A 24,437-nucleotide genomic window follows, 5' to 3' on the forward strand; every position below is an offset into this window, starting at 1 on the left:
AGGGATTTCGCTTGCCGACACGGGGCACGGCGCCTAACCCTTAGCTATCCATTCGAACACTCGTTCGGCGGACCAACGAAAAACAAGCCGGAGGCGGGCAAGCGTCTTCGGCCAACGAACCGAGGTAGGAAATGCGCTTTTCCCAGGTGCTTTGCGGCACTGCGTCCGCTGTTGTCCTCGCCGGTCTTGGCGCCACGAGCGCCGCGCAGGCTCAAACGAGCGACGCCCAAACTGTCGACAGCATTATCGTCACCGCCCAGAAGCGGGAACAGAACCTGCAGGACGTCCCGGTGGTGGTCACCGCCGTTGGCGCCAAACTGCTGCAAGACACCGGCGTCCGGGACATCAAGGATCTGACGATCCTGACGCCCGGCCTGACGGTCACGTCCACCTCGTCGGAAGCCTCGACGACCGCACGCGTCCGCGGCGTCGGCACCGTCGGTGACAACCCCGGCCTGGAAAGCTCGGTCGGCGTCGTGATCGACGGCGTGTACCGCCCCCGCAATGGCGTCGGCTTCGGCGACCTGGGCGAAATGGAGCGCATCGAAGTGCTGAAGGGGCCGCAAGGCACCCTGTTCGGCAAGAACACCTCGGCCGGCGTGATCAACGTCGTCACCAAGGAGCCGGAGTTCGGCTTCGGCGCCAGCGCCGAAGTGACCCTTGGGAACTACGACGCCAAGGGCGCGGCCGCCTCGGTCACCGGTCCGCTGATGGGCGACAAGCTGGCCGGCCGCCTCTATGTCGCGGCCCGCGAGCGTGACGGTTTCAACGACGTAGTCGTGGGCGCCGGTCCGTCCGCCCGCAAGCAGGACGCCGACCAGAACTTCTACACGGTGCGCGGGCAGTTGCTGTTCATCCCCGATGACCAGGCGACGTTCCGGTTCATCGCCGACTACAGCCGTCGCGACGAAAACTGCTGCGGCGCGGTGCAGATCCGCACCGGTCCGACGGCCGGACTTCTGGGCGTGGTCTCGGGCGGCACGGCTCTGGCGCCGACCGCCAATCCGTATGACCGGGTCGCCTATTCGAACCGCGGCGCGCCCGCCAAGATCGAAGACAAGGGCGTTTCGCTCCAGGGCGACATCGACCTGCCGATCGGCACGCTGACCAGCATCTCGGCCATTCGCCAATGGCGCACCGACAACGGTCAGGACTCCGACTTCACCACCGCCGACATCACCTACCGCAACAAGGACGGCACGAACTATTCGGAGTTCACGACCTACAGCCAGGAACTGCGCCTGGCCGGCAAGTCGGACAAGTTCGACTGGATGATCGGCGCCTTCCTCGCCGACGAACGACTTGAGAACCGCGCCAACTTCCTGTTCGGCAACCAGTACGAACAGTATCTGGGCCGCCTCCTGTCGCGTTCGGCTGCCAACCCGGCGGGCATCCCCAACTTCATCGCCCTGCTCCTGAACCGTGCGCCGAACACCTCGTTCACGCCGGGCCAGGGCCTCTACGACCGTTACGACCAGCGCGCCACGACCGTGGCCCTGTTCACCAACGACACCTGGCACGTGACCGACTCGTTCGAAATCACGGCCGGCCTGCGTTACACGGCCGAGAAGAAGGACCTCTCCACGTTCCAGACCAACAGCGACGGCGGCGTCGGCTGCGGCACGGCGCTCTCGGCCGCCGGTCAGGCCCGCATCGCCGGCATCGTCGGCGCGGCCTTGACCCCGACGATCATCGGCAACCTCTGCCTGCCCTGGGCCAACCCGCTGTTCAACGGCCGCGGCACCAACCAGGAGCGGACGGACAAGGAGTGGAGCGGCACCATCAAGGCGTCGTACCGCTTCTCGCCGGAAGTGTTCACCTACGCCTCGTTCGCGCGCGGTTATAAGGGCGGCGGCTTCAACCTGGACCGCACCCAGTCGTCGAACGGCCTACCGTCTGGCGGATCGGGCGTGACGCCGATCTTCGACACCTCGTTCCCGGCCGAGTTCGTCGACAGCTACGAGCTGGGCATGAAGAATACGCTCTTCAACCGGACCGTTCTGTTCAACGTCAGCCTGTTCCAGCAGAAGTTCACCGACTTCCAGCTGAACACCTTCTTGGGGCACCTCGTTCGTCGTGCGCTCGATCCCCGAGGTGACGTCGAAGGGCGTCGACGCCGACTTCATGTGGTTCACGCCGGTACGCGGCCTGGTCGTCCAGAGCGGCTTCACCTACGCCGACACCAAGTACGGCAAGCAGCCGATCCCGAACGATCCGGGTAACGCCCTGGCGCTTCTGCCGGGCAGCAACTTGTCGCTGGCGCCGAAGTACTCGGGCTCGGCCTCTGTCACCTACGAGGCGTCGGTCGGCGACAACCTGAAGGCCCGCTTCAACCTCGGCGCTAAGTATTCGTCGCAGTACAATACGGGCTCCGACCTGTTCCCGCCGAAGGTCCAGAAGGCCTACACGGTGGTCAACGGCCGCGTGGGTCTGGGATCGGACGACGAGCGCTGGACCGTCGAGCTGTGGGCCCAGAACCTTCTCAACGAGAAGTACATGCAGGTGGCCTTCAACGGCCCGCTGCAGGGCTCCTCGGGTCTGAGCGCCACGCAGAGCACCTACAATGCCGCATTGGACACGATCACCTACAACGCGTTCCTGGGCGCTCCGCGCACCTACGGCGTGACCCTGCGCTCGAAGTTCTAGTTCTGCCGGGAGGGGGACCGGCGGCGCCAGCCGCGCCGCCGGCTTTCGGAAGAGGAAAGGGCGATCCGCTTGGCGGGTCGCCCTTTTTCCTTGTCCGGAGGGGTTTCGGATCGGCGCGTCTCGCCGCAGCATACATTTGGGGATTCGCTTTCCGCCCGGAGGCACGCCGATGAAGACCATTCGCTTCCTCGGATTCTGGATCTGTCTCGCCTTGGGGCTGGTGCTGGGCGCGCTGAGCCAACAGCCCCCGCCTGCGGTCGGCGTCACCGCACCCGCCACCGCGTTTTCGGCCGACCGCGCCATGGCCGATGTCGCGGCGATCGCGCAGAGGCCCCATCCCACCGGCTCGGCCGAGATCGCAAGGGTCCGCGATCACCTGCTGACGCGCATCAACGCCCTGCGGCTCGAGGTCTCGGTCCGCCCGGGCGAAGGCTTCTCCCAGCACGGCTCGGACGGCCGGACCTTGAGCGCGGCCGCCGTGCAGAACCTGGTTGGCGTCCTGCCGGGCCGTGACCGCAGCTTGCCGGCCATCCTGGTCATGAGCCACTACGACTCGGTGCACAATTCGCCGGGCGCAGCGGACGACGCCTCGGGAACCGCAGCCGCCTTGGAGATCGCCCGCGCCCTGAAGGCGAGCGGGCCGCACGCCAGGGACGTGATCTTCCTGTTCACCGACGCCGAGGAGGCGGGCCTCTTGGGGGCTGACGCGTTCTTCGCCCGCGATCCCAGCCTCGCACGCGTGGGCCTGGTGGTGAACATGGAGGCGCGCGGCGACGCGGGGCGCGCCGCGATGTTCCAGACCGGCCCGGGCAATGGCGCGCTGATCAGCGTCTTCGGTCGCGAGGCCAAGGGGGCGTCGGGCAATTCAATGGCCTCGACCGTCTATGAGCGGATGCCCAACGACACCGATTTCACCCACGCGGTGAACAAGGGCCTGACTGGGCTGAACCTGGCCTTCATCGACAATCAGCTCGCGTATCACACGCCGCTGTCGCGCCCCGACCATCTGCAGCGGGGCAGCCTGCAGCATATGGGCGATCAGGTCCTGCCGACCGTGCGGGCCCTGGCGAACGCGTCCGAACTGCCCGACAGGACCGAGAACGCCATCTATTCCGACGTCCTGGGCCTGTTCATGATCCGCTATCCGCCGGCGGTGGGCTGGGCGCTCTTGGCGCTGGCCGCAGCCCTGGTCGGCTTCTGCGCCTGGCGCGCGCTGGCGGGCCGAGGCGCGAGCGGCTGGGAGATCGCGCGCGGCGCGGCCGGACTGTTGCTGACCGCCGCCAGCGCCGGTCTGGTGCTGCATCTGCTTGGCCGCCTTCTGATGATCGACGGCGTCCAGCGCTACTATGGCCTGCTGACGCGCTTTGACTTTCTGCTCTGGGGCGCGGGTCTGCTCGCCGCTGCCGCAGGGCTGGGCGTCGCCACGGCCCAGGCGCGGGGCGCCCGGAGGCTCATTCCGTGCGCCGTCGCCCTGGCGCTGGGCGGCGCTTGCAGCCTGGTCAGCGGGTTTGATCCCATCGGTCTTGGCCTTGGGCTGGCCGCGAGCGTTCTGGCCGCCGTGGCGCTGGGTTTCCGCACCGAGGTTCTGGGCGCCTGGATCGGCGGCATGATCGTGCTACTGCTGCTGGCGATCGCCGCTCAGGTCCTCGCGCCCGGGGCGACGGTGATGCTGACCTGGCCGCTGCTGGTCGCCGCCGTCGGCGCGGCGCTGGTGATCGGAATCGGCGGTACGCGGGACAAGCGGCTCGCCCTGGCCCTGACCTGCGTCGTCGGCCTTCTGGCGATCCTGTCGACCGCCCAGCTGGCCGCCTGGGGGGCCTGGACCTTCGCCGGCGTCGGCCTGATGGAGCCGGCCGTGCTGGCGGTGTTCGCCATGCTGGCCGCCCCGGCCTTGTCGCCACTCGCGCACGACTTCGCCGCGACGCGCTGGGCCTGGCGCGCCGCCGGGATCATGGCCCTGGTCGGCGTGGCGCTTACGGCCAACGCCGCCCGCCTCGGCGGCGAGCCCTCCCGCCCCGCAATCACCCAGGCCCTGCACGTCGCCGACCTGTCCACCGGCATGGCCTGGCGCGTCGCCGGCCTGACGAGACTGGACGCCTGGACCCGCGCGGTCCTGCCCGACGACGGCGGGTCCGAGCCCCAGCAGCAGGCCCTGGCGCCGTTCTGGAAGAATCCGGTGTGGATGTCGGAGACCCGCGTCGTGCCCGTGGCCAGCCCGCAGCTGACCGTCGACCGCGCCGAGGATCGCCTGCTGATCCGCCTGATCCCCGCGCCCGGCGCCGAGCTGGTCAGCCTGCGCCTGCGTCCGAGCACGCCGCTCAGCCAACCGCGCCTCAATGGTCGGCCGATCACCCTGGCGACCCAGGCCGGTGAGTGGTCGAGCCTGACCTATCATGCGCCCGATCCGAACGGGATCACGCTCAGCTTCACAACCGCCGGCCCCGGACAGGTCGAGGTCGCCGCGCTGGAGCATCACGACGGCTGGCCGACCCTGGCCAAGGCGCCGCCGCCCAAACCCGCAGACCTGATGGCCTTCGGCATGTCGGACAAGACCGCCGTGCTGGTGCGCGGCGGCCTGTCCTGGTGAGCTCGAGTGGCTGTCATCCCGGACGGCGTAGCCGATCCGGGACCGTCGCAAACGCAGTCGCCCACCACGGTCCCGGCTCTCCGCTACGCTGCGGCCGGGGTGACAGTCTTGATCACACCGCGAAGACCCCCTCGCCCGGCTCCTTGGCGTAGAGCGCCTCCACCCGATCGGCGCGGCGCTCCAGGACACAGCGCTGGTTGATGTAGCCCTTGTCGGTGATCTCGCCGGCGTCGATCGACGGCGGCTCGGTCAGGATCGTGAACCGGGCCACGCGCCGCGACGAGCCGCCGGCGCAGGCGTTGAACGCGGCCAGCCGGTCCTTGAGGATCGCCACCAGCTTTTCCAGCGGCGTCCCCGGCCCCGGATCGGCCACCAGGGCCGCCAGCCCCGCCGGCGAGGGCCAGAGCATCGCGCCGATGAAGGCCTTGTCCTGACCGGTGATCACCGCGTCGTGGATGTAGGGACTGCAGGCGGCCACCAGATCGGGGCGCAGCACCCCGACGCTGACCCAGGTGCCGCTGTCGAGCTTGAAGTCCTCGGTCACCCGGCCGTCGAAAACCAGGCCCTTGGCCGGGTCGTCCGGATCGACGAACCGCGCCGCGTCGCCCAGCTTGTAGAAGCCCTCCTCGTCGAAGGCCGCCGCCGTGCGCTCGGGGTCCTTATGATAGCCGGCCGCCACGGTCGGGCCCTTCACGCGGACCTCATACTTCGACCCGCTGGGCGCCAGCTTCAGCTGGATCCCCGGCAGCGGCAGGCCCACAAGCCCGACCCGCTCAGTGATCCAGTGGGTGACGGTGATCCCTTGGGTCTCGGTCGCGCCGTACATGGTGGTCAGCGGGATGCGGTGGCCGGTCTCGGCCACGGCCAGGGCCTGGATGCGCTCATAGACGTCGTTGCTCAGCGTCGCGCCGCCATAGCCCATGTAGCGCAGGTTCTTGAAGAACGAGCGCCGCAGCACAGGGTCGTTCTCCATCGCCTCGGCCAGCATCGAGAACGCGATGGGGGCCGACCCGAACACGATCGGCGAGACCTCATAGAGGTTCTTGATCGTGGTCTCGAACATGCCCGGCAGGGGCTTGCCCTCGTCGATGTGCAGCGTGCCGCCGCCCCAGATCACGGCGTTGAAGCCGATGTTTCCCGCCGAGATATGGCTCCAGGGCATCCATTCCAGGCTCTGGGGGACCTCGTCGGTGGGGGCGTCGGTGCGCAGGCCCTCCTGGCCGGCGATCACGCCCGCCATCATGCCGTGGGTCTGGGGCACGGCCTTGGGCAGGCCCGTCGACCCGGAAGTGAAGAGATACTTGGCCACCGTCTCAGGGCCGACGGTCTCACGGGCCGTCGCCACAGCGCCCGTCGGGACGGTTCCGGCGACCTCGGAGAAGGCGAGCGCCCCCTCGCCCAAGCCGTCGGCGGTGATCACCGCAAGGCTGGGATCCAGCGCTTTCAGCGTCGCCAGCGCCCCGGCGAACATCGCTCCGCTCTGGGCGAAGACGACGCGGGGCGCGACCTTTTCGAAGCAGTGCTTGAGCTTGGCGTGGTCGGTCGAGATCAGGCTGTAGGCCGGACTGATCGGCGCCGCCGGAACGCCGGCCGTATAGGCGCCCAGCGTCATCAGGGCGTGCTCGATCGAATTGCCCGACAGGATCATGACGCTGTCGTGGGGCGCAAGCTTCTGGTCGATCAGCCACTGGGCGATCCCTTCGACGGCCCGCAGCGCCTCGCCGTAGGTCACGCCGCGCCAGGGGCCGTGGCCCGGCTCGCGCTGTTTCAGGTAGGGCCGGTCGGGATGTTCGGCGGCCTTGGCGGCGATCAGGTGGGCGATCGAGCGCGGCCCTTCGCCCGGCGCATGGTTGGAGGTGATCACGATCGAGCCGTCCGGTCGGCGGTCGAGCGACACCTCGGGGCCTTTCATGGCCAACGGCTTGAACGGAGCGCTGGAGACGTCGCGCGGAGGCGACGCGCCATCGGGCGGCGTCATGGTCTCACTCCCTAGAGCCTTCCGCTTCAAAACGATGTCGTTTTGAAGCGATGAGAAGGCTCTGAATTCGATAGCTGGAGCGTGACTGGCACCGAAACCGGATGCCACTTTCGGCGTCACGCTCTAGTTATCATTGTTCTGTTGGGAGCGACGTTAACTGAACCCCGCCGCGCGGCAAGGTTGATGTTGCGAAATCGGTCTTCAGGCGCGCGGTCTTCGCCGCGCGGCGCGGGCGGCCGTCTCGGCGGCGGTGACCTGGGCGGCGAAAGCCGCCATGTCGACGCCAAAGCGCTCGCCGCAGCCGCAGTCAATGACCGGCAGCATCCGCACCGCTTCGATCCGGGCCGGGGCCTGTCCGCCGCAGTGCGGACAGGTGAAGTGCAATTCTACGCCACTAACGTCCAGACCAGCCATGTCGGTCGCTCGCGCTTTAGGTCCCGACTCAGAGGGAACCACAAGGACGATGACAGTCGCCACCCTGGCCGCGCCATGCGGCGCTTTGTCCGGGTTGACGTCAGCGCGCCGCCGAAGCCAGGACCGAAACTTCCTGGGTCGTGAGGCGGCGCACGCCGGTGACGTGGCAGCGCTTGGCGGTCGTGGAGATCCGCGCGATCAGCTCGGCGCTGTCGCCCGAGCAGATCAAGTCGCTGCCGTTGGCGCGCACCGTCAGCTTTTCGGCGTTGTTCAGACCGTCGCACGCCCCGGTCAGGCGCATCTGGTAGATGCCCCCCTGCTGCGACTGGAGATAGACCGTCTGGGCGCCCGAACGGTTGACGCCCACGATGCTCTTGCCGTTGAAGCACTGCCTGTGGAGGTTCGGCGGCCTGCCGTCGTCAACAGACCGGTCGCTGCGGCGCGGCGCCTCGTAGGCGGGGCCGTATTGAACGCCCTGCTGGCCCTGATCGCCCTGGTTCTGATTGTCGGCCACCGCCGGAACCGAGATCAAGGCGACGGCGGCGACAGCGCCGAGTAGCAACACAGCCTTCATGGCCGGACTCCCAGATTTGTTCTCAACCAAGCGTAGTCGAGTATCACCGTTCGCGGAAGGTGCGAATTGTCACGCGATCCCCAGGCCTCGCCAGCACGGCAGCACGGTGTCGGCGAAGCTGATCGCCTGGCCGTGCAGGGCCGCAATCGCCGCCTCGCCGCCCAGCGGCGCGCCGTCGACCACCAGGGCCTGACCCTGCTGGGCCAGGCGGTCGGCGGCGAAGCTGGCCCATTCGCGCGGACCGCCGCCCTCCTGCAGGGCCAGCCAGAACATCTGGTGGAAGCGCGAGGCGCCGACCGAGCCGCCGGTGGCCGGCGCGGCCAGGAAGCTCAGATCCGTCGACTCCACGGCGCGGCGGGCCAGTTCACGGTTCAGGGCCCGGGCCGTGCCCGCCGCGCGCGCCGTGGCGTCGGCCGACTGGGCCGGCTGCACCGCGCCCTGGCTCATCAAGAGGATCAGGGCCGTCGTCAGCTGCGGCAGGGTCGAGCCTTCGGGCAGCGCCGCCTCGATATCGCCGATCGTCCGGGGCTGACCATCGGCCAGCAGGTCCCGGATCGCCTCGTGGGCCGGACCGCCCATGACCATCTCGGCAAAGGTCCCGCGCGCCTTGTCGGGCCACTCGGCCGCCGGACGGGCCAGGGCCACGCGCTGGTCGCGGATCGCCCGGCGCTGGTCGGCGGCGGCCAGGGTCGAGGCCCCGCGCAGCCAGTAGTCGCGGCGAAACTGGGCCTGCACCGCAAAGTCGCGGAAGGTCTCGCGCAGCGACGGATCAGGCAGCTCGCGCAGGAAGCCGATCATGTCGGGCGACAGGTTCAGCTCGTCCACATGGTCCGACGCGTAGGCCGAGGCGGCGAACGACAGCTTGGCTGAGGACAGCCGGGCCTCGACCTCGGCGAACCACATCGGAACCCAGTCGCGGTTCATGTATTCGTGGACCAGATAGGCGCGGTCCTGGCGCATCACCGCCGCCAACCGGTCGGTGACCCCCGAATTGATCCGCGAATAGACAGGATCGAGATCGAAGAAGCGCTTCATGGTCGACAGCGCCGCGTCGAGATTGGCGGCGGGACCCAGGCCCGGCGCGCCCAGGGTCTCGGCGTGGCGCTTCATCAGGTGGCGCAGCGGCCCGGCCAGGGCCCAGCCCGGCTGGGTGTTGTAGGAGATGTAGACGAGGCCGCCGGGCTTGAGCCGTCGGCGCAGGAAGGCGACGATCTTGTCACGCGCGGCGTCGTTGACCCAGCTCCACACGCCATGCAGCGCCACAAAGTCGAACTCGGGCAGGCCCGGCCGCTCGGCGAATTCGTCGAAGGCGTCGTCGAAGAAATTGGCCCGCGCGCCGCTGGCCGCCACAAGGTCGCGGGCGAACACCGCCTGGGCCGGGGCGAAGTCGCAGCCCCACCATTCGATGTCGGGCTGGGTGGCCGCATGCACCGCCGCCGAACAGCCCTGGCCAAAGCCCAGCTCGCAGGCCGTCTCGATCTTGGGCGCGCGCAACCCCTTGGTCAGCAGCGGCAGGGCCGCCCGCACCGGGTTCAGCTCGGGATAGCAGCCAAAGGTGTAGCCGGTTTCGACCACATAGCCGGCGCTCCAGTCCTCGTTCATGCGTGCTCCCCCGAGTCGTTGCGGAACGGTGGGCCGGGCGGGCGGCGGCGGCAAGGGGCGGGACGAACAATCCTCCCCCCAGCAGGGGAGGATTTGAGAGGCATGCGTCCGCCGCTTCACGCGGCTCGCCGCTGAAGGTCTGGAAAGGGACGCGGAGCGCCGGACGTTCGTCCGGAGTTGTTTGATAAATACCGTTTCGACGAAGCCCGACGCTCCGCGCAGCCGTTATCCGCCAGCGTCCCGTCAGGTGGCCCTGTTCAGGCCTTACCGGGACCCGAGCCCCTGGTTTCCCAGGCGCGCGACGGTCGAAGAGGACGAGCCAATCCAGGCTAAGACACATCCCTTTGCCTCCAACCACGCCGACAGCGGGCGGGCCTGACCAGCATCAGGTCCCCGGACCGTTCGAGTATCCCCCTCGAACCTGTCCCCGCTCGACCGCCCCCCGCCGCCACGATGGTCGCTGGCCATGCGCCCTTTCCTCGCGACGAGGTGGGACCATTGTGCGGCTCATTTCGACGCGGATCATTCAGCAGCGCTAAAAAATCGCAAGCCTCTGATTTCATGGACTCTTGCGCCGCCAATGACGGGGATTGGGAGTCCTCGGTCCCCATCAACGCCCATGGTCGTCCAGCCGCGCTATACCCCGCCTCAGCGGAACTGGTTTGATCGGCGCGGATCCGCGCGGTTGGGTGACGATCGATTTCACGTCCGGAGCGGGAGACGATGTCCAAGCCTAGCGCCGCCGCCGCGCCCGCCGATCAGGGCCAGAACCTTTCAGCCTGGCTGGCCTGCGTCGCCAACGCGATTCCGCTCTGGGTGACGCTGATCGCCGTGCTGCACGGCGGCCTCGGTCCGGTCTCCCCGTTCGGGCAGTTCATCGCCTATGTCGCGGTGCTGGCGCTGTGGATCGGCCTCTTCAAACCGTGGACGGCCCAGCGCACGGTTTAGCGACCGCTGCCAAAAGCGGACGGATCGAGGGTCTGTGATGGGTGGAATGGGGACCAAATCCTCCCCCTAGCGGGGGAGGTGTCGGCGAAGCCGACGGAGGGGGAAGAAGCCGGCTCGGCAGCACTTCCCCCTCCGGCCTTCGGCCTCCTCCCCCTCTGGGGGGAGGATTTTCCGAGTGTCCGCCAAGGGTCGAAAGCCGCCTTTAGCGCGGCGACAGCGACAAGACCTTCACGGCCTTATCGCCTGCCCAAAGCCCCTACTCCGGCCAGAGATCCTGCACGTCGCCCTTGCGGTTGAGCATGTGCGTGGCGCGCTTGATCACCGCCAGCAGGCGCTCTTTCCGGCCGTCCCTGTCATAGGTCAGGGTCGTGCGGGCCAGGCCCTCCAGCATGAACCGGGCGAGGTCGCGGCTGGCCTGGAAGCGGGGGCCGGCGCCCGCGTGGAGGATCTTCAGGAAGTGGTCGCCGGCCTGGGCCCGGTCGAACTCGGCTTGCGCCGGGGCCAGCAGCGCATGGATGGCCGGGTCGGTGCGGCCGGCGGCCTCCAGCTCGGCGAAGGCGGTGAAGGGCACGCTGTGCAGCAGGTCCCAATAGCTGTCGATGGCGTGTTCAGTGACATCGGCGCCGGCCGGCAGGCTGTCGGCGGCGGCGCGGAACAGGGCCGAACGCTCGGCCTGGATGTGGGCGACGGCCGCCTCGACCAGGGCCTCGCGGGTCGGGAAATGGTAGAGCATCGCCCCGCGCGTCAGGCCCGAGGCGTCGGCGATGGCCGGGTTGGTGGCGGCGTGATAGCCGATCTCGGCGAACAGATGCATCGCCCGGTCGAGAATCCGCGCGCGTGTCTTCTGTGACTTGCGGGTGTCCTTGGCGAGGCGGGCGGCGTCCATCAACTTGATCTAGTGCGGGCGATGCTGCACCGCAACAGGCCGCTGGCCCCTTGCGGCGAAAGGATCCGGCGCGCGGCGCAGTTTTTTGACAGTTTGGTCGAAAGTGCGCGTTTTTCGGGCTGCCTGTCTGTCAGTCCGCATCCCAGCCCGGCGCATGGGCTTCATCAAAGCGACATGCAATCGGCTTAATCGCCACCCACCGGCCGCCGTCGCGCCGATCCGGGGACGGAGCGATCTCTTGGCGGTTTAGAGGGTCGCCCCGCGCGGGGCGACCGCGAGGGGGATTCGATCATGAGCGCCCACGTCGCCGTCCGCCACTATCGCGCCGTGTTCATCAGCGACCTGCACCTGGGCACGCGCGGCTGCCAGGCCGAGCTGCTGCTGGACTTCATCCGCCATATCGAGTGCGACAAGCTCTATCTGGTGGGCGACATCATCGACGGCTGGAAGCTGCGCGGCGGCTGGCACTGGCCCCAGACCCACAACGACGTGGTGCAGAAGATCCTGCGCATGGCCCGCAAGGGCACCGAGGTGATCTATGTGCCCGGCAATCACGACGACGGCGTGCGCGAGTTCTGCGGCGTCCACTTCGGCGGCGTGGTGGTGGCCCGCGACGTGATCCATGAGACCGCCGACGGCAAGCGCTACCTCGTCGTGCACGGCGACGAGTTCGACGGCGTGGTGCAGCACGCCAAGTGGCTCGCCTTCCTCGGGGATTGGTCCTATAGAACCATCCTCATGCTGAACACTTTGGTGAATCGCCTGCGGCGTCGCCTGGGGTTCGGATACTGGAGTTTCTCGGCCTATTTGAAGGTCAAGGTGAAGAACGCGTTGCAGTTCATCGAGAACTTCGAGGCCGCCGTGGCCGACGAGGCCCGACGTCGCGGGGTGGATGGCGTGATCTGTGGTCACATCCACAAGGCCGAGATGCGCGACATCGACGGCATCCACTACGTCAACGACGGCGACTGGGTGGAAAGCTGCACGGCCCTGGCCGAGCACGCCGACGGCCGCCTCGAGATCGTCGAATGGGCCAAGGTGCGGTCGTGGTCGGTCATCGACCGCGCGCCGGCGCCGGCCGCGACGCCCCAAGGCCATGAAGGCGATAAGCCCATGCCGGAGCCGGCCGCCGCCTGATGCGAATACTGCTTGCGACCGATGCGTGGGAGCCCCAGGTCAACGGGGTGGTGCGGACCCTGAGCCGTGTGACTGAAGAGTTGCGGGCCATGGGCCACGTGGTCGACGTGGTCAGTCCCGACCAGTTCCCGACCTTCCCGCTGCCGACCTATCCGGAAATCAAGCTGGCCATCGGCGCCTATGAGCCGGTGCAGGAGCGTTTCAAGCTGTTCGAGCCCGAGGCGATCCATATCGCCACCGAGGGGCCGATCGGCCTGGCCGCGCGCCGCATCTGCCTGGAATGGAAGCTGCCGTTCACGACCAGCTACCACACCAAGTTCCCCGAATACGTCTCGGCGCGCCTGCCGCTGCCTCTGGCGGCCGGCTACACCTACATGCGCTGGTTCCACAAGCCGTCGGGCCGCCTGATGGTGGCCACGCCGACCATGCGCGACGAGCTGGCCAAGCACGGCTTCCGCAACCTCTCGCCCTGGTCGCGCGGGGTCGACACCGACATCTTCAAGCCCCGCCTGCCGGACGAGCCGGACCTGTTCGAGGGCCTGGCGCGGCCGATCTTCCTCAATGTCGGCCGGGTGGCCGTGGAGAAGAACATCGAGGCCTTCGCCAGCCTTGATCTGCCGGGCACCAAGGTCGTCATCGGCGACGGCCCCCAGCGCGAGGAGCTGGCCGAGAAGTATCCCGAGGTGAAGTTCCTGGGCGCCAAGTTCGGCGATGAACTGGGTCGCTATTTCGGCTGCGCCGACGTGTTCTGCTTCCCCTCGCTGACCGACACCTTCGGCCTTGTGATCCTGGAAGCCATGGCCGCCGGCGTGCCGGTGGCGGCGTTCTCGGCCCCGGGTCCGGTGGACATCATCCCCGGCTCCAACGCCGGCGTGCTGGCGCCGGGCCAGACCGAGGGCCTGCGCGAGGCGTGCCTGGCCTGCCTGGACCTCGACCGCACCGTGGTCCGCAAGTTCGCCGAGCGGTTCTCGTGGCGCGCCTGCGCCGAGGAGTTCTTCCGCAACCTGCAGCCCTATCCGGAACCGGAAAAGACCCGCTTCTGGCGGCGACTGCGGCGCCTGGCCCGCCTGCGCAAGAAGACGGCGGCGTAGTCGCTTCCTGTCCGCATTGTAATTGGCGCGGCGCGCAGGCCTCGGATAACGCTGATCTCTCGACAGGGAGAGCGGCATGAAGCTCATCGCGATCGTCTTGGGACTCTGCCTCGCGGTCAGCGCCGCCCAGGCCCAAACGAGCACGCCCGCGCCTGCTCCTGTCATCGAGATCTACAAGACGGTGGGCGATCAGGCCCTGAAGGCCCACGTGTTCGGCGCGGCCGACAAGGCGCCCGCCCGGCGCGCGGCGGTGCTGCTGTTCCACGGCGGCGGCTGGACCGAGGGCGAGGCCGAATGGACCTATGGCCGCGCAACGATGCTGGCCGCAATGGGCCTTGTGGCGATTCCGATCCAGTACCGGTTGACCCGCGAGGGCGTGTCGCCGCTCGATGCGCTGGCCGACGCCTGCGACGCCTTCGCCTGGACGCGGGCCAACGCCAAGCGCCTCGGCGTCGATCCCAAGCGGGTGGCCGCCTACGGCGTCAGCGCCGGCGGTCAGCTGTCCGCGGCTGCGGGGCTGGGGGCCTGCCCCGGCAAGGGTCGCGGTCCGGACCTGATGCTCTTGTTGTCACCGGCTCTGGACGTCGCCGAAGACGGCTGGTTCCGCAAGATCATGGCGGGCAAGGACCCCAACCCGGTGTCGCCGCTCGCCCTGGCGGACCGACGGGGCCCGCCCACGGCCATCGTCCAAGGCGAGGCCGACACCCTGACGCCGCTAAAGAGCGCCGAGGCGTTCTGCGCCAAGCGCCGAGCGGCCGGCGGGGTGTGCGAGATCAACCGCTATCCGGGGCTCGGTCACCTGCTGACGCGCAATGTCCGCAGCCAGGAGAGCAATTTCGACATCGACCCGCAGGCCAGTCGTGACGGCTTCGCCAAGCTCCAGGCCTTCCTGACGGCACGCGGCTACGTCCGCCCCTGAAAGGGCTAGAATATCCGCCCCTGCAGCCACAGGATCGCCGGATAGGCGCTCAGCCACGTCCAGAAGAAGCGATTGAGCCCGAACAGGCAGGCGTTGGCCAGGTGGAAGGTTCCGGCCACGACCAGACCCGCCATCAGGGCCGGCGGCCACAGCAGGGTCAGCGGGAAGGCCAGCTCAAAGCCCATCACGCCCCAGGACATCGCCCGCAGCAGACCCGGTCGCTGGGCGAAGCCGCGCAGGCTCTCGGCCACCGGATAGGCCGAGAACTGGAACACGTCCCTCAGCGCCCGTCCCGAGCGCCAGTCCGGGTTCACCACCTTGACCCAGCCCGAGATGAAATAGGACAGGGTCAACTGCGCGCCCAGATAGCCGAAGGCCAGCTCGGCCAGCATCGGCGTGGGCGCCAGGCTCGACAGCGTCAGGCACCAGAGGATCAAGAGCCCCATCCGGTCGCTGCCGCCGTTATAGGGCCCCTGGAAGCGGTGCAGGATCAGCAGCGACAGGCCGGCCAGTCCCACCAGCGGCCAGGGGCCCGCAACGCCGGTCAGCGCCAGGACCGCCAAGGCGATCCGCGCCGAAAACAGGATCCGCTCATCGCGGAATCCGCGCAGGTGCTCCAGGCTCTGCTGGATCAGCGCCAGGGCCAGCAGGATCTCGACGAGGCGACGGGCCAGCTCCAGGCTCATCGGATGTCGATCTCCGCCAGCCGGCGCGGCGCAGGCTGGACCATCACCTCTTCGGTGAGGGTCTCGCCGTCGCGGTGAACGAACACCAGGCGAAAGCACAGCCAGGGGCGTGCGGGGGCGGCCGGTTCGGCGGCCAGGTCGGCGGCGATGCGCTTGAAGAGTTCGGCCTCGCTGTGCTCGGGGGTGCGGTCCTCGGCCAGCCGCTCGGCGCAGCTCATCACGAAGAGGTTCTGGTTCCAGCGCGGATTCCAGACCAGGCGCTGCAACATCTCAGGCAGGGACACCCGCGCGGGCCTTGGCCGAAACACCCGCCAGGTCCCGCTCGTATCACCAGGCGAAGCCAGCAGGGCGTACTCGACGCGCGGCGCCGGCGCGATCACGTCGAAGAAGTTCCACGACGGAACCAGGGCCGGGGCCAGGAGCTTCAGCGGCGCCAGGAGCGGCTCGGTTCGGCGGGGCATCCAGGGTCCTTTCAGCGCCAAGCTAAGCCGGAACGCAGACGCAGTTCAATCGGGGCAATCCGTACACGGTCAATACATTCGTAGATCATCGCAAGTATCCATCGCCGGTCTTTGAGATTGAAAATCAGTACGCCGCTGCAATCCCAGAAGCGTCCTCAATCCGGGCTCGGCGACAAAAGGCCACACTCTTCGAAAGGTTATATTTTACACGAAATTCACCGAGACAGATCAGCGTTATATGGACTTAGGCGGTGTTCCGCCTCGCAAGACGCACGGATCACGGTGAATGATCAAACTTCTGAACGGCTCCGCGGGCGACGCCAGCCAGAAGATCGACGCACTCGACAAATCGCTCGCGATGATCGAGTTCGACGTCAAGGGAACGATCCTCGCGGCCAACGCCAACTTCTGCAAAGCCATGGGCTATGAGGCGCGGGAGATCATCGGCAAGCACCACAGCCTGTTCGTGGACCCGGAATACGCCGCCAGCCAGGCCTATCGCGACTTCTGGATGAAGCTGGGCCAGGGTCAGTTCGACGCGCGGGAGTATCTGCGCCTGGGCAAGGGCGGCAGGGAAGTCTGGATCCAGGCCTCCTACAACCCGGTCAAGAACAGCGCCGGCAAGGTGACCCGGATTCTGAAGGTCGCGACCGACATCACGGCTCAGAAAGAGGTAGAAGCCGAGCGGACCGCCAAGCTCGACGCCGTGGAACGCGTGCAGGCCACGATCGAATTCACGGTCGACGGCGTCATTCTCAACGCAAACGAGAACTTCCTGGCCACCGTCGGCTATGCGCTTTCCGAGATCCAGAGCAAGCATCACAGCATATTCGTCGATCCGGCCGAAGCGCGGTCGGAGGCCTATGCCGCATTCTGGCGCCGGCTGAACGCCGGCGAGTTCGTCGCCGCGGAGTTCCGGCGGATCGGCAAGGGCGGCAAGGAGGTCTGGATCCAGGCGTCCTACAATCCGGTGTTCGACGCCAAGGGTCGGGTGGTCAAGGTCGTCAAGTTCGCGACCGACGTGACAGGCCGCGTCGATGCGGTCAATCAGATCGCCCAGGCCCTGGCGCGTCTCGCCGCCAACGATCTGAGCTATCGGATGGCGGCGCAGATCGACGCCCAGTTCGCCTCTGTCCGCGACGACTTCAACGACGCCGTGGCGGCGCTTGATGAAACGATTGGAGCGGTCGCCTCGGCCACGCGGAATGTCGCCACCGGCGCCAATGAAATCTCGACAGCGTCGGACAATCTCTCGCGGCGTACGGAGCAGCAGGCCGCCAGTCTCGAGGAAACCGCTGCGGCGCTGCATGAGATCACCGCCACAGTCGGCCGGAGCGCCGACGGCGCCAAGCGCGCGTCGGTGGCGGCCTCCGATGCGCGCGTTGACGCGGCCAAGTCCGGAGAGATCGTCGGGGAAGCGGTCTCGGCGATGGATGGCATCGAGTCGAGCTCGAACCAGATCAACCAGATCATCAGCGTGATCGACGAGATCGCCTTCCAGACCAACCTTCTGGCTCTGAACGCCGGCGTCGAGGCCGCACGCGCGGGCGAGGCGGGACGAGGCTTCGCCGTGGTGGCTCAGGAAGTGCGCGCTCTGGCCCAGCGCTCGGCCGACGCCGCCAAGGAGATCAAGGTCCTGATCGCCAACAGCTCAACCCAGGTCGAACGCGGGGTGAAACTGGTCGGCGACACCGGACGGGCGCTGCAATCGATCGTCAGCAAGGTGAGCGAGATCGACACCCTGATCAGCGATATCGCCCAGTCATCGCGGGAGCAGGCGACGGGGCTGGGCGAGGTGAATGTGGCCGTCAACCAGATGGACCAGGTCACCCAGCAGAACGCCGCCATGGTGGAGGAAGCGACGGCGGCGGCGGCGAGCCTGCGTCATGAAGCCGACGAACTCGACAAACTGATCGCGCGCTTCAATGTGACGGCGCGCGCAGCCCGTCGTCCCCGGCTGGTGGCTTAGGATCATCAACCGCCGCCGCGCTGGCTGACGCACCACATCAGATAGGGTGAAGAGAGCTGTCCCTGGCCGCCGACAAGGGGGCCGGCGGCGCGATCGGCGCTCGAACCGTTTTCCGCGTCACATAGCGGCGCACCCGCTTGCGGGTCTTCTTCAGCAGGCGCCAGCGGGCCTTGCGCAGGACCAGCTTCTCGGTGCGCAGCATCTGTTGCCAGACGACCAGCAGCACCTCCGGCTCGCGGCGCATCAGGCGGCGGATCGGGAAAACGAGCTTGGGATGGCGGCGCTGCCAGCGGATGAACTGCTTGCGGGCCTGGAACGAGTAGCGCAGCACGATCATCAGACCGATGACCAGCAGCGGCAGGCCGACATGCCCGGGGAGCGGCGTCAGAACGGCGCCGACCAGGATGACCAGGACGCCAAAGCTGAGGGCCGTCCACCGGAAAGCGCGGGCCGCGGCTTCACGTACCAGTAGGGCCAGCCGCGCGCGGCGCCGGAGTCTGTGCTTGACACCGTCCAAGGCTGGGGCGGCGGCGGTCACCGGCCCGTTTGCTTGCGGGTGCGCCGTTTCAGGGACTTGCGCCAGCGCACGCCCACGCGCCACTTGCGCGGCATGACGATGCGCTCGATGCGCAACGCCTGTTGCCACGCCACGGGAATGACCTCGGGCTCGCGCCGCAGCAGGCGACGGATCGGGAAGATCAGCTTGGGGTGCGCCTGCTGAAAGCGGACGAACTGCTTTCGGGCCTTGAACGAGTTGCGCAGCACCAGCATCAGGCCAATGACCGTCAGCGGCAGGCCCATCGGCCCCGGCAGCGGCGCGATCAGCGCGCCGCCGGCGATGAACACCAGGCCAAGCGCCACCAGCGCCACGCGCAGAAAGCGCGCGACGAGCTCACGGGCGAGGTCATCGGCGGTGCGGCGGGCGCGCGGCATGGCGAGGGCAAAAGCGTTCATCGGGGGTCAACGGGGCTCGCGCCTCGCCTGCTCCCTGGGAAAACCAGTCAGCCCCGACGCGCCTCCCCGATATGTGGAGGGAAGAAGGCGCCGTAAAGGCGCCCTCTGGTCGCATGGGGGTATGGAAAATGCTATTCAGCCGCTAGTGGCGCCGCAGCAACAGGTTTCCACCTCAACCGGGGCTTGCGGGCGGCCTGAGTCTCGTCCAGGCGCCGGAGCGGCGCGTGGAAGGGGGCGCCCTTGAATCGCTCGGTGTCCCCAGCCTTGGCGGCGCCCGCCAGGGCGCGCAGGGCGGCGATGAAGCGATCCAGCTCGTGCTTGCTCTCGGTTTCGGTCGGCTCGATCAGCATCGCGCCGTGGACGACCAGCGGGAAGTACATGGTCATCGGGTGGAAGCCCTCGTCGATCATCGCCTTGGCGAAGTCGAGCGTGGTCACGCCGGTGCCTTCCAGCCAGCTGTCGTCGAACAGCGCCTCGTGCATGCACGGCCCTTGGGGGAACGCCGGGCTCATCACGTCCTTGAGCTGGGCCTTGATGTAGTTGGCGTTGAGGACGGCGTCCTCGGCCACCTGACGCAGGCCGTCGGCCCCGTGGCTGAGCATGTAGGCGTAGGCGCGGACATACATGCCCATCTGACCGTGGAAGGCGCTCATGCGGCCAAAGGCGGTCTTGGCGTCGTCGTCGCCGGCGTGCTCGGCCAGCTCAAAGCCGTTGTCGCCGTGGGTGAGCCAGGGCGTCGGCGCGAACGGCGCCAGGGCTTCGCTCAGCACCACCGGACCCGCGCCCGGACCGCCGCCGCCGTGCGGCGTCGAGAAGGTCTTGTGCAGGTTGATGTGCATGGCGTCGACGCCCAGATCGCCCGGACGCACCCGGCCGACAATGGCGTTGAAGTTGGCGCCGTCGCAGTAGAAATAGGCCCCGGCCGCATGGGTCAGGCGGGCGATCTCGACGACGTCGCGCTCGAACAGGCCGCAGGTGTTGGGATTGGTGACCATGATGGCGGCCACGTGGTCGCCGAGCTTGGACTCCAGGTCCGCCAGGTCGACGCGGCCGTCTTCCGTCTGGGCGATCTCGACGACGGTGTAGCCGACGAAGGCCGCCGTGGCCGGGTTGGTGCCGTGGGCGCTGGTCGGCGCCAGGACCGTCTTGCGGTGGCCGTTGCCGGCCGCCTCGTGGGCGGCGCGGATGGCCAGCAGGCCGCAGAGCTCGCCATGGGCGCCGGCCTTGGGCGTCAGGGCGACGGCGGGCATGCCGGTCAGGGTCTTCAGCCAGTGGGCCAGACGGTCCATCAGCTCCAGCGCGCCCTGCACCGTCGAGGTCGGCTGCAGCGGGTGGATGTCCGAGAAGCCGGGTAGGCGCGCCATCTTCTCGTTCAGGCGCGGATTGTGCTTCATCGTGCACGAGCCCAGCGGATACAGCGCCAGGTCGATGGCGTGGTTCTTTTGGCTGAGGCGCACATAGTGGCGCACGACCTCCGGCTCCGACAGGCCCGGCAGGCCGATCGGCGCGTCACGCAGCAGGCCGGCGAGGTCGCTGGACGGCGCGGCGGTGACCGGCGGCAGGTCGACGCCGGCCTTGTTCCAGCCGTCCAGTTCGAAGATCAGGGCCTCGTCCTGCAGCAGACCGCGAGCGCCGGTCAGGGTCTCGTGACCGTTGGCGGCGTCGTTAGCGGCTTCGGGACGCGTGGGGCGGCCGACATTGTTCATGCTCATTGGGCGAACACCTTGGTCAGGGCCTTGGCGAAAACATTGATGTCGATATCGAGCGTGGTCTCGGTGGCGGCGACCAGCAGCACGTCATCGAGGCCGGCGGCGCCGTCTAGGCGCGAGAACGGGACACCGGCGATGATACCGTGACCCGCCAGGGTCTCGACGACCTCGGCGGCCTTGCCCGGAACCTTGATGGCGAACTCGTTGAAGAAGCGGGGCGTAAGGATCTCCACGCCCGGCACGGCCTTCAGCGCATCACGCAGGGCCAGGGCCTTCTGGTGGTTGACCGCCGCCAGCTGGCGCAGGCCGGTCTCGCCCAAGAGGCTCATGTGGATCGAGAAGGCGAGCGCGCAGAGGCCGCTGTTGGTGCAGATGTTAGACGTGGCCTTGTCGCGGCGGATGTGTTGCTCGCGGGTCGACAGGGTCAGCACGAAGCCGCGCTTACCGTCGGCGTCGACCGTCTCGCCGCACAGGCGGCCCGGCATCTGGCGGACGAACTTTTCCTTGCAGGCGAAGAGGCCGACATAGGGGCCGCCGAAGTTCAGGCCATTGCCGATCGACTGGCCCTCGGCCACGGCGATGTCGGCGCCCATTTCACCGGGCGACTTCAGCAGGCCGAACGAGACGGCTTCGGTCGTGACCACGATCAGCAGCGCGCCGGCGGCGTGGGCCGCCTCGGCGATCTTGCTCACGTCGGTGACCGTGCCGAACACGTTCGGCGTCTGGACGACGACGCAGGCGGTGTCCTGGTCGATGGCGGCGATCACGGCGTCTTCCGCGTCGACGGCGGCGGGCAGGGCCTGGGTGGCGACGCCGGCGGCGTGGGCCAGGGTCTCGATCGCGCCGACATAGTGCGGGTGCAGGCCGCCCGACATCACCGCCTTGTTCTTGCGGGTGACGCGCTGGGCCATCATCACGGCCTCGGCCGCGCCGGTCGAGCCGTCATAGAGCGAGGCGTTGGCCACTTCCATGCCGGTCAGGGCCGCGACCTGGGTCTGGAACTCGAACAGGACCTGCAAGGTGCCCTGGGCGATTTCCGGCTGGTACGGCGTGTAGCTGGTCAGGAACTCCGACCGCTGGATGATATGGTCGACCGTGGCCGGCACGTGGTGGCGATAGGCGCCGGCGCCGCAGAAGAACGGCCCCTCCCCCGCGGCGCGATTGCGACGGGCCAGGCCCGCCATCTCGCGTTCGACATCCAGCTCGCCGGCATGGTGCGGCAGGTCCACCGGCGCGTCGCGGCGGGCCGAGGCCGGCACGTCGACAAAGAGGTCGTCGATCGACTTGACGCCGATCGCGCCGAGCATCTCGACGCGGTCTTCGGGGGTCAGGGGGAGGTAGCGCATGTTTTCTGTGCCTGATTTGTCATCCCGGCCGTAGCGGAGCCGAGAGCCGGGACCTTGGAAAGCGCAGCGCTTCCGGCGGTCCCGGCTCGGCCTTCGGCCGTCCGGGATGACAGGTTTCTACAGCGTGGCGAGGAAGGCTTCGTAGGCGTCGCGGTCCATCAGGGCGTCGAGCTCGGCCGGGTTGGCGAGCTTGATCTTGGCGAACCAGCCGCCGCTTTCGGGCAGGGCGTTGACGGTCTCCGGCGCGCCGGCCAGCTCGCCGTTGCCTTCGATCACTTCACCCGACACCGGGGCGTAGACGTCAGAAGCGGCCTTGACGCTCTCGACGACAGCCAGACCTTCGCCCTGCTTGACGACCTTGCCCGCTTCCGGGGTCTCGACGAACACGACGTCGCCCAGTTGCTCGGCGGCGTAGGCGGTGATGCCGACCGTGGCCACGTCGCCCTCGACGATGACCCACTCGTGATCCTTGGTGAAACGCATCTTGGTGAGTCCCCTGAGTTAGATTTTGCGGGCGTAACGGTTCGGAACGAACGGGCTGGCCACCACCTCGGCGGCGGCCGGCTTGCCCCGGACGATGACCTTGAGCTTGGTCCCCACCGCCGCATAGGCGGGCGGGGCGAAACCGATGGCGATCGAGAAGCCGAGGCTGGGGGCGAAGCCGCCGCTGGTCACCTTGCCGATGACATTGCCTGCTTCGTCGGCGATCTCGGCGCCTTCGCGGGCCGGTGCGCCTTCCAGCACCTTGAGGTTCACGCGGACGCGCGACAGCTCGCCGGCCAGCTCCTTGGCGATGCGGGCCGCGCCCAGATAGTCGCCGGCCTCGCGGCGCGACTTGCCGACGGCGAAGTTCAGGCCCGCTTCGATCGGCGAGACGGTCTCGTCCAGGTCGTGGCCGTAGAGCGGCAGGCCGGCCTCCAGGCGCAGGCTGTCGCGGGCGCCCAGGCCGATCGGCTTGACGCGCGCGTCGGCGAGCAGGGTGTTCCAGACCCGCTCAGCGGCGTCGGCCGGCACCGAGATTTCGTAGCCGTCTTCGCCGGTATAGCCCGAACGCGAGATGATGGCGTCGACGCCGAAGGCGCTCAGGGCCTTGGCGTCCATGAACACCATCTGCGCGGCTTCCTGCACGTGGGCGGCCAGCACGGCGGCGGCCTCGGGGCCTTGCAGCGCCAGCAGCGCGCGGTCTTCCAGGCGGGTCACGGTGGCCTCGCCCGCCAGTTCGCGGGCGATGATGGCGTAGTCGTTGTCCTTGCAGGCGCCGTTGACCACGACGAACAGGCCGTCGTCATCGGGACGCGCGGTCATCAGGTCGTCGACAATGCCGCCCTCGGCGTTCAGCAGCACGCCGTAGCGCTGCTTGCCGGCCTTCAGGCCCTGATAGTCGGCCGAGACGACCTTTTCGAAGCTCTTGGCGGGGTTCTCGCTGCGAATACGGGCCTGCCCCATGTGCGAGACGTCGAACAGGCCCGCATGCTCGCGGGTCCACAGGTGCTCTTTCAGCACCCCGTCCTTGTACTGTACGGGCATGGTATAGCCCGCGAACGGCACCATGCGGGCGCCGGCCGCCACATGGGCGTCGTAGAGCGGAGTCTTCTTCAGATCTTGATCGGACACGCGAGCGGGCTCCAAGCGGGGTCGGCGACGGGACCGGCCCTACGCCGGTAAGTCGCCCCCGCTGTCCCTTGGGCCTGAGAGATTCCGGCCTCGCCCCTCTGCCGGACGGGTTTGGCCTTGCTCCTTCGGCGAGCCCCTCCAGTGGAGAGACTGCTTTCCAGCGTTCCTAAACCCGCGCGGTCCTTTTGCCTGAGCGTTTCCGGGGCGGTTGCGCCTTCGGCCTCGGGAGCGAATCCCGATGTCTCCCGCGAGGGTCGTGGGCTCTTTGGGGGACGGGGCGGACGGAGTCAACGGCGGACGTCGAGGCGCACCCGATGATTGCGAACAATCAGGAACGTGTTCGAGTTTTGAGGTCGCATTCTGTGACCTCAAAGGGCGACCATGACCAACCTTATCGACCCGATCCACGCGCTGGCACCGCCTGCGGTATTCGAAATTCGCCGCCAATGGGCGGTCCTGGACGCCGACCTGGCCCGACTTTTCCAGGTGGAAACCAGAAGCCTGAACCAGCAGGTTCAGCGGAATGCGCGGAAGTTCGAGGGGTTCGTCTTCAGGCTTTCCGACGAAGAGCGCGCGAACTTGACATCACAAAATGTGATTTCAAGTGCCGGACATGGTGGCCGGCGCCACCCGCCCTTTGCGTGACCGAAACCAAGCATAGGCTGTCGGTCCTGCTCGCCGAGCAGTTGCGACTGGTTCTTGTCGCCAAGCGGCACCTCGAATACGGCGGCGTCGAGGGTCTGCCGGCGGTCTTGAAGGACCTGGAAGGAGACCAGGGGCCGCACTCGACAAACTGAGATCATTTTCTGTCGTCATCCCGGCCGGAAGACCGCGTAGCGGGCTGTAGCGCCGGGACCCAGGGGCAACCGCACTGCCGCTCGCCCCTGGGTCCCGGATAGCCTCTGCGAGGCTTCCG

21 protein-coding genes, 4 pseudogenes and 1 riboswitch are annotated in these 24,437 nt (G+C 68.0%); of the genes and pseudogenes, 10 read left to right on the forward strand and 15 right to left on the reverse strand.

What is annotated here, in order from left to right:
- The first annotated feature begins 131 nt into the window (after positions 1-131).
- Together OVA11_RS00710 and OVA11_RS00715 are read left to right on the forward strand one after the other, a co-directional pair.
- A pseudogene (locus OVA11_RS00710) lies at positions 132-2,646 on the forward strand (TonB-dependent receptor).
- Positions 2,647-2,815: 169 nt separating this feature from the next.
- Entirely contained in the window at positions 2,816-5,233 is a 2,418-nt protein-coding gene (locus OVA11_RS00715) for a M28 family metallopeptidase (RefSeq protein WP_268065585.1), read from the forward strand.
- 112 nt (positions 5,234-5,345) lie between these two features.
- Here the strand turns inward: OVA11_RS00715 and OVA11_RS00720 are convergent, their stop codons facing one another.
- The 4 genes from OVA11_RS00720 to OVA11_RS00735 all read right to left on the reverse strand — a co-directional run bounded on the left by OVA11_RS00720 (position 5,346) and on the right by OVA11_RS00735 (position 9,801).
- Positions 5,346-7,211, reverse strand: a complete 1,866-nt coding sequence (locus OVA11_RS00720) for an AMP-binding protein (RefSeq protein WP_268065586.1) — start codon at positions 7,209-7,211, stop codon at positions 5,346-5,348.
- Between the two features lie 201 nt (positions 7,212-7,412).
- Positions 7,413-7,688, reverse strand: coding sequence for a hypothetical protein (locus OVA11_RS00725; RefSeq protein ID WP_268065587.1), 276 nt, complete (start codon positions 7,686-7,688; stop codon positions 7,413-7,415).
- 37 nt (positions 7,689-7,725) lie between these two features.
- On the reverse strand, positions 7,726-8,199 hold the full coding sequence (locus OVA11_RS00730; protein WP_268065588.1) for a DUF6491 family protein: 474 nt from the start codon (positions 8,197-8,199) through the stop codon (positions 7,726-7,728).
- Between the two features lie 69 nt (positions 8,200-8,268).
- Positions 8,269-9,801 carry a class I SAM-dependent methyltransferase gene (locus tag OVA11_RS00735; RefSeq protein ID WP_268065589.1) on the reverse strand — a complete coding sequence of 511 codons (1,533 nt, stop codon included), beginning with the start codon at positions 9,799-9,801 and terminating at the stop codon, positions 8,269-8,271.
- 139 nt (positions 9,802-9,940) lie between these two features.
- On the opposite strand from OVA11_RS00735, the pseudogene OVA11_RS00740 reads away from it, so the two are divergent.
- A pseudogene (locus OVA11_RS00740) lies at positions 9,941-10,340 on the forward strand (hypothetical protein).
- Positions 10,341-10,524: 184 nt separating this feature from the next.
- A complete protein-coding gene (locus OVA11_RS00745; RefSeq protein ID WP_268065590.1) occupies positions 10,525-10,749 on the forward strand; it encodes a hypothetical protein in 225 nt (74 codons plus the stop codon).
- Between the two features lie 16 nt (positions 10,750-10,765).
- Here OVA11_RS00745 and OVA11_RS00750 read toward each other — a convergent pair.
- Both OVA11_RS00750 and OVA11_RS00755 read right to left on the reverse strand, forming a co-directional pair.
- A pseudogene (locus OVA11_RS00750) lies at positions 10,766-10,870 on the reverse strand (hypothetical protein); the annotation flags it as partial.
- Between the two features lie 135 nt (positions 10,871-11,005).
- Positions 11,006-11,635 (reverse strand): TetR/AcrR family transcriptional regulator, encoded by a 630-nt coding sequence (locus OVA11_RS00755; protein WP_268065591.1) that lies wholly within the window; start codon positions 11,633-11,635, stop codon positions 11,006-11,008.
- A gap of 291 nt (positions 11,636-11,926) precedes the next feature.
- On the opposite strand from OVA11_RS00755, the gene OVA11_RS00760 reads away from it, so the two are divergent.
- From OVA11_RS00760 to OVA11_RS00770, 3 genes are all read left to right on the forward strand, one after another.
- Positions 11,927-12,772, forward strand: a complete 846-nt coding sequence (locus OVA11_RS00760; protein ID WP_010921173.1) for a UDP-2,3-diacylglucosamine diphosphatase — start codon at positions 11,927-11,929, stop codon at positions 12,770-12,772.
- On the forward strand, positions 12,772-13,863 hold the full coding sequence (locus tag OVA11_RS00765; protein ID WP_268065592.1) for a glycosyltransferase family 4 protein: 1,092 nt from the start codon (positions 12,772-12,774) through the stop codon (positions 13,861-13,863). The genes OVA11_RS00760 and OVA11_RS00765 overlap by 1 nt, the downstream gene beginning before the upstream one ends.
- 76 nt (positions 13,864-13,939) lie before the next feature.
- A complete protein-coding gene (locus OVA11_RS00770; protein WP_268065593.1) occupies positions 13,940-14,782 on the forward strand; it encodes an alpha/beta hydrolase in 843 nt (280 codons plus the stop codon).
- A 5-nt stretch (positions 14,783-14,787) separates the two neighbouring features.
- Here OVA11_RS00770 and OVA11_RS00775 read toward each other — a convergent pair whose 3' ends face one another.
- Genes OVA11_RS00775 through OVA11_RS00785 form a run of 3 tightly spaced genes read right to left on the reverse strand, consistent with a single transcriptional unit; the run spans position 14,788 to position 16,018 of the window.
- The gene (locus OVA11_RS00775) at positions 14,788-15,567 is read right to left on the reverse strand and encodes an HTTM domain-containing protein (protein ID WP_268065594.1); all 780 of its coding nucleotides are present in this window, start codon (positions 15,565-15,567) and stop codon (positions 14,788-14,790) included.
- Positions 15,465-15,950 carry a hypothetical protein gene (locus OVA11_RS00780; RefSeq protein ID WP_268065595.1) on the reverse strand — a complete coding sequence of 162 codons (486 nt, stop codon included), beginning with the start codon at positions 15,948-15,950 and terminating at the stop codon, positions 15,465-15,467. Before OVA11_RS00780 ends, OVA11_RS00775 begins: the two co-directional genes overlap by 103 nt.
- Positions 15,941-16,018, reverse strand: a complete 78-nt coding sequence (locus tag OVA11_RS00785) for a hypothetical protein (protein ID WP_268068865.1) — start codon at positions 16,016-16,018, stop codon at positions 15,941-15,943. The genes OVA11_RS00780 and OVA11_RS00785 overlap by 10 nt, the downstream gene beginning before the upstream one ends.
- A gap of 197 nt (positions 16,019-16,215) precedes the next feature.
- On the opposite strand from OVA11_RS00785, the gene OVA11_RS00790 reads away from it, so the two are divergent.
- A complete protein-coding gene (locus OVA11_RS00790; RefSeq protein WP_268065596.1) occupies positions 16,216-17,898 on the forward strand; it encodes a methyl-accepting chemotaxis protein in 1,683 nt (560 codons plus the stop codon).
- 37 nt (positions 17,899-17,935) lie between these two features.
- On the opposite strand, the gene OVA11_RS00795 is transcribed toward OVA11_RS00790, so the two are convergent.
- From OVA11_RS00795 to gcvT, 6 genes are all read right to left on the reverse strand, one after another.
- Positions 17,936-18,436 carry a hypothetical protein gene (locus OVA11_RS00795; protein WP_268065597.1) on the reverse strand — a complete coding sequence of 167 codons (501 nt, stop codon included), beginning with the start codon at positions 18,434-18,436 and terminating at the stop codon, positions 17,936-17,938.
- A complete protein-coding gene (locus tag OVA11_RS00800) occupies positions 18,433-18,852 on the reverse strand; it encodes a hypothetical protein (protein WP_096034398.1) in 420 nt (139 codons plus the stop codon). The genes OVA11_RS00795 and OVA11_RS00800 overlap by 4 nt, the downstream gene beginning before the upstream one ends.
- 131 nt (positions 18,853-18,983) lie before the next feature.
- Positions 18,984-20,564, reverse strand: a complete 1,581-nt coding sequence (gene gcvPB / locus OVA11_RS00805) for an aminomethyl-transferring glycine dehydrogenase subunit GcvPB (RefSeq protein WP_268065598.1) — start codon at positions 20,562-20,564, stop codon at positions 18,984-18,986.
- Complete coding sequence (gcvPA, locus tag OVA11_RS00810; RefSeq protein ID WP_268065599.1) at positions 20,561-21,907, reverse strand: aminomethyl-transferring glycine dehydrogenase subunit GcvPA; 1,347 nt, start codon at positions 21,905-21,907, stop codon at positions 20,561-20,563. The genes gcvPB and gcvPA overlap by 4 nt, the downstream gene beginning before the upstream one ends.
- A gap of 117 nt (positions 21,908-22,024) precedes the next feature.
- Positions 22,025-22,390: a glycine cleavage system protein GcvH gene (gene gcvH / locus OVA11_RS00815; RefSeq protein WP_268065600.1), complete on the reverse strand. Its 366-nt coding sequence runs from the start codon at positions 22,388-22,390 to the stop codon at positions 22,025-22,027.
- An 18-nt stretch (positions 22,391-22,408) separates the two neighbouring features.
- Positions 22,409-23,521 (reverse strand): glycine cleavage system aminomethyltransferase GcvT, encoded by a 1,113-nt coding sequence (gcvT, locus tag OVA11_RS00820; RefSeq protein ID WP_268065601.1) that lies wholly within the window; start codon positions 23,519-23,521, stop codon positions 22,409-22,411.
- Positions 23,522-23,688: 167 nt separating this feature from the next.
- Positions 23,689-23,779, reverse strand: a riboswitch (glycine riboswitch).
- Between the two features lie 123 nt (positions 23,780-23,902).
- Between gcvT and OVA11_RS00825 the strand changes: the two are divergent.
- Positions 23,903-24,163, forward strand: a pseudogene (locus OVA11_RS00825) (ORF6N domain-containing protein); the annotation flags it as partial.
- Complete coding sequence (locus OVA11_RS00830) at positions 24,163-24,318, forward strand: hypothetical protein (protein WP_268065602.1); 156 nt, start codon at positions 24,163-24,165, stop codon at positions 24,316-24,318. The pseudogene OVA11_RS00825 and the gene OVA11_RS00830, both read left to right, overlap by 1 nt.
- The last annotated feature ends 119 nt before the right edge of the window (positions 24,319-24,437 follow it).

Origin of the sequence: Caulobacter sp. SL161 (assembly GCF_026672375.1) — a bacterium.
Taxonomy (GTDB): domain Bacteria; phylum Pseudomonadota; class Alphaproteobacteria; order Caulobacterales; family Caulobacteraceae; genus Caulobacter.

Coding starts and splice junctions, on each gene's coding strand:
- OVA11_RS00715 (WP_268065585.1), top strand. CDS start 2,816: ATGAAGACCATTCGCTTCCTCGGATTCTGGATCTGTCTCGCCTTGGGG.
- OVA11_RS00720 (WP_268065586.1), bottom strand. CDS start 7,211: ATGACGCCGCCCGATGGCGCGTCGCCTCCGCGCGACGTCTCCAGCGCT.
- OVA11_RS00730 (WP_268065588.1), bottom strand. CDS start 8,199: ATGAAGGCTGTGTTGCTACTCGGCGCTGTCGCCGCCGTCGCCTTGATC.
- OVA11_RS00735 (WP_268065589.1), bottom strand. CDS start 9,801: ATGAACGAGGACTGGAGCGCCGGCTATGTGGTCGAAACCGGCTACACC.
- OVA11_RS00745 (WP_268065590.1), top strand. CDS start 10,525: ATGTCCAAGCCTAGCGCCGCCGCCGCGCCCGCCGATCAGGGCCAGAAC.
- OVA11_RS00755 (WP_268065591.1), bottom strand. CDS start 11,635: ATGGACGCCGCCCGCCTCGCCAAGGACACCCGCAAGTCACAGAAGACA.
- OVA11_RS00760 (WP_010921173.1), top strand. CDS start 11,927: ATGAGCGCCCACGTCGCCGTCCGCCACTATCGCGCCGTGTTCATCAGC.
- OVA11_RS00765 (WP_268065592.1), top strand. CDS start 12,772: ATGCGAATACTGCTTGCGACCGATGCGTGGGAGCCCCAGGTCAACGGG.
- OVA11_RS00770 (WP_268065593.1), top strand. CDS start 13,940: ATGAAGCTCATCGCGATCGTCTTGGGACTCTGCCTCGCGGTCAGCGCC.
- OVA11_RS00785 (WP_268068865.1), bottom strand. CDS start 16,018: ATGATCTACGAATGTATTGACCGTGTACGGATTGCCCCGATTGAACTG.
- OVA11_RS00790 (WP_268065596.1), top strand. CDS start 16,216: ATGATCAAACTTCTGAACGGCTCCGCGGGCGACGCCAGCCAGAAGATC.
- OVA11_RS00800 (WP_096034398.1), bottom strand. CDS start 18,852: ATGAACGCTTTTGCCCTCGCCATGCCGCGCGCCCGCCGCACCGCCGAT.
- gcvPB (WP_268065598.1), bottom strand. CDS start 20,564: ATGAGCATGAACAATGTCGGCCGCCCCACGCGTCCCGAAGCCGCTAAC.
- gcvPA (WP_268065599.1), bottom strand. CDS start 21,907: ATGCGCTACCTCCCCCTGACCCCCGAAGACCGCGTCGAGATGCTCGGC.
- gcvH (WP_268065600.1), bottom strand. CDS start 22,390: ATGCGTTTCACCAAGGATCACGAGTGGGTCATCGTCGAGGGCGACGTG.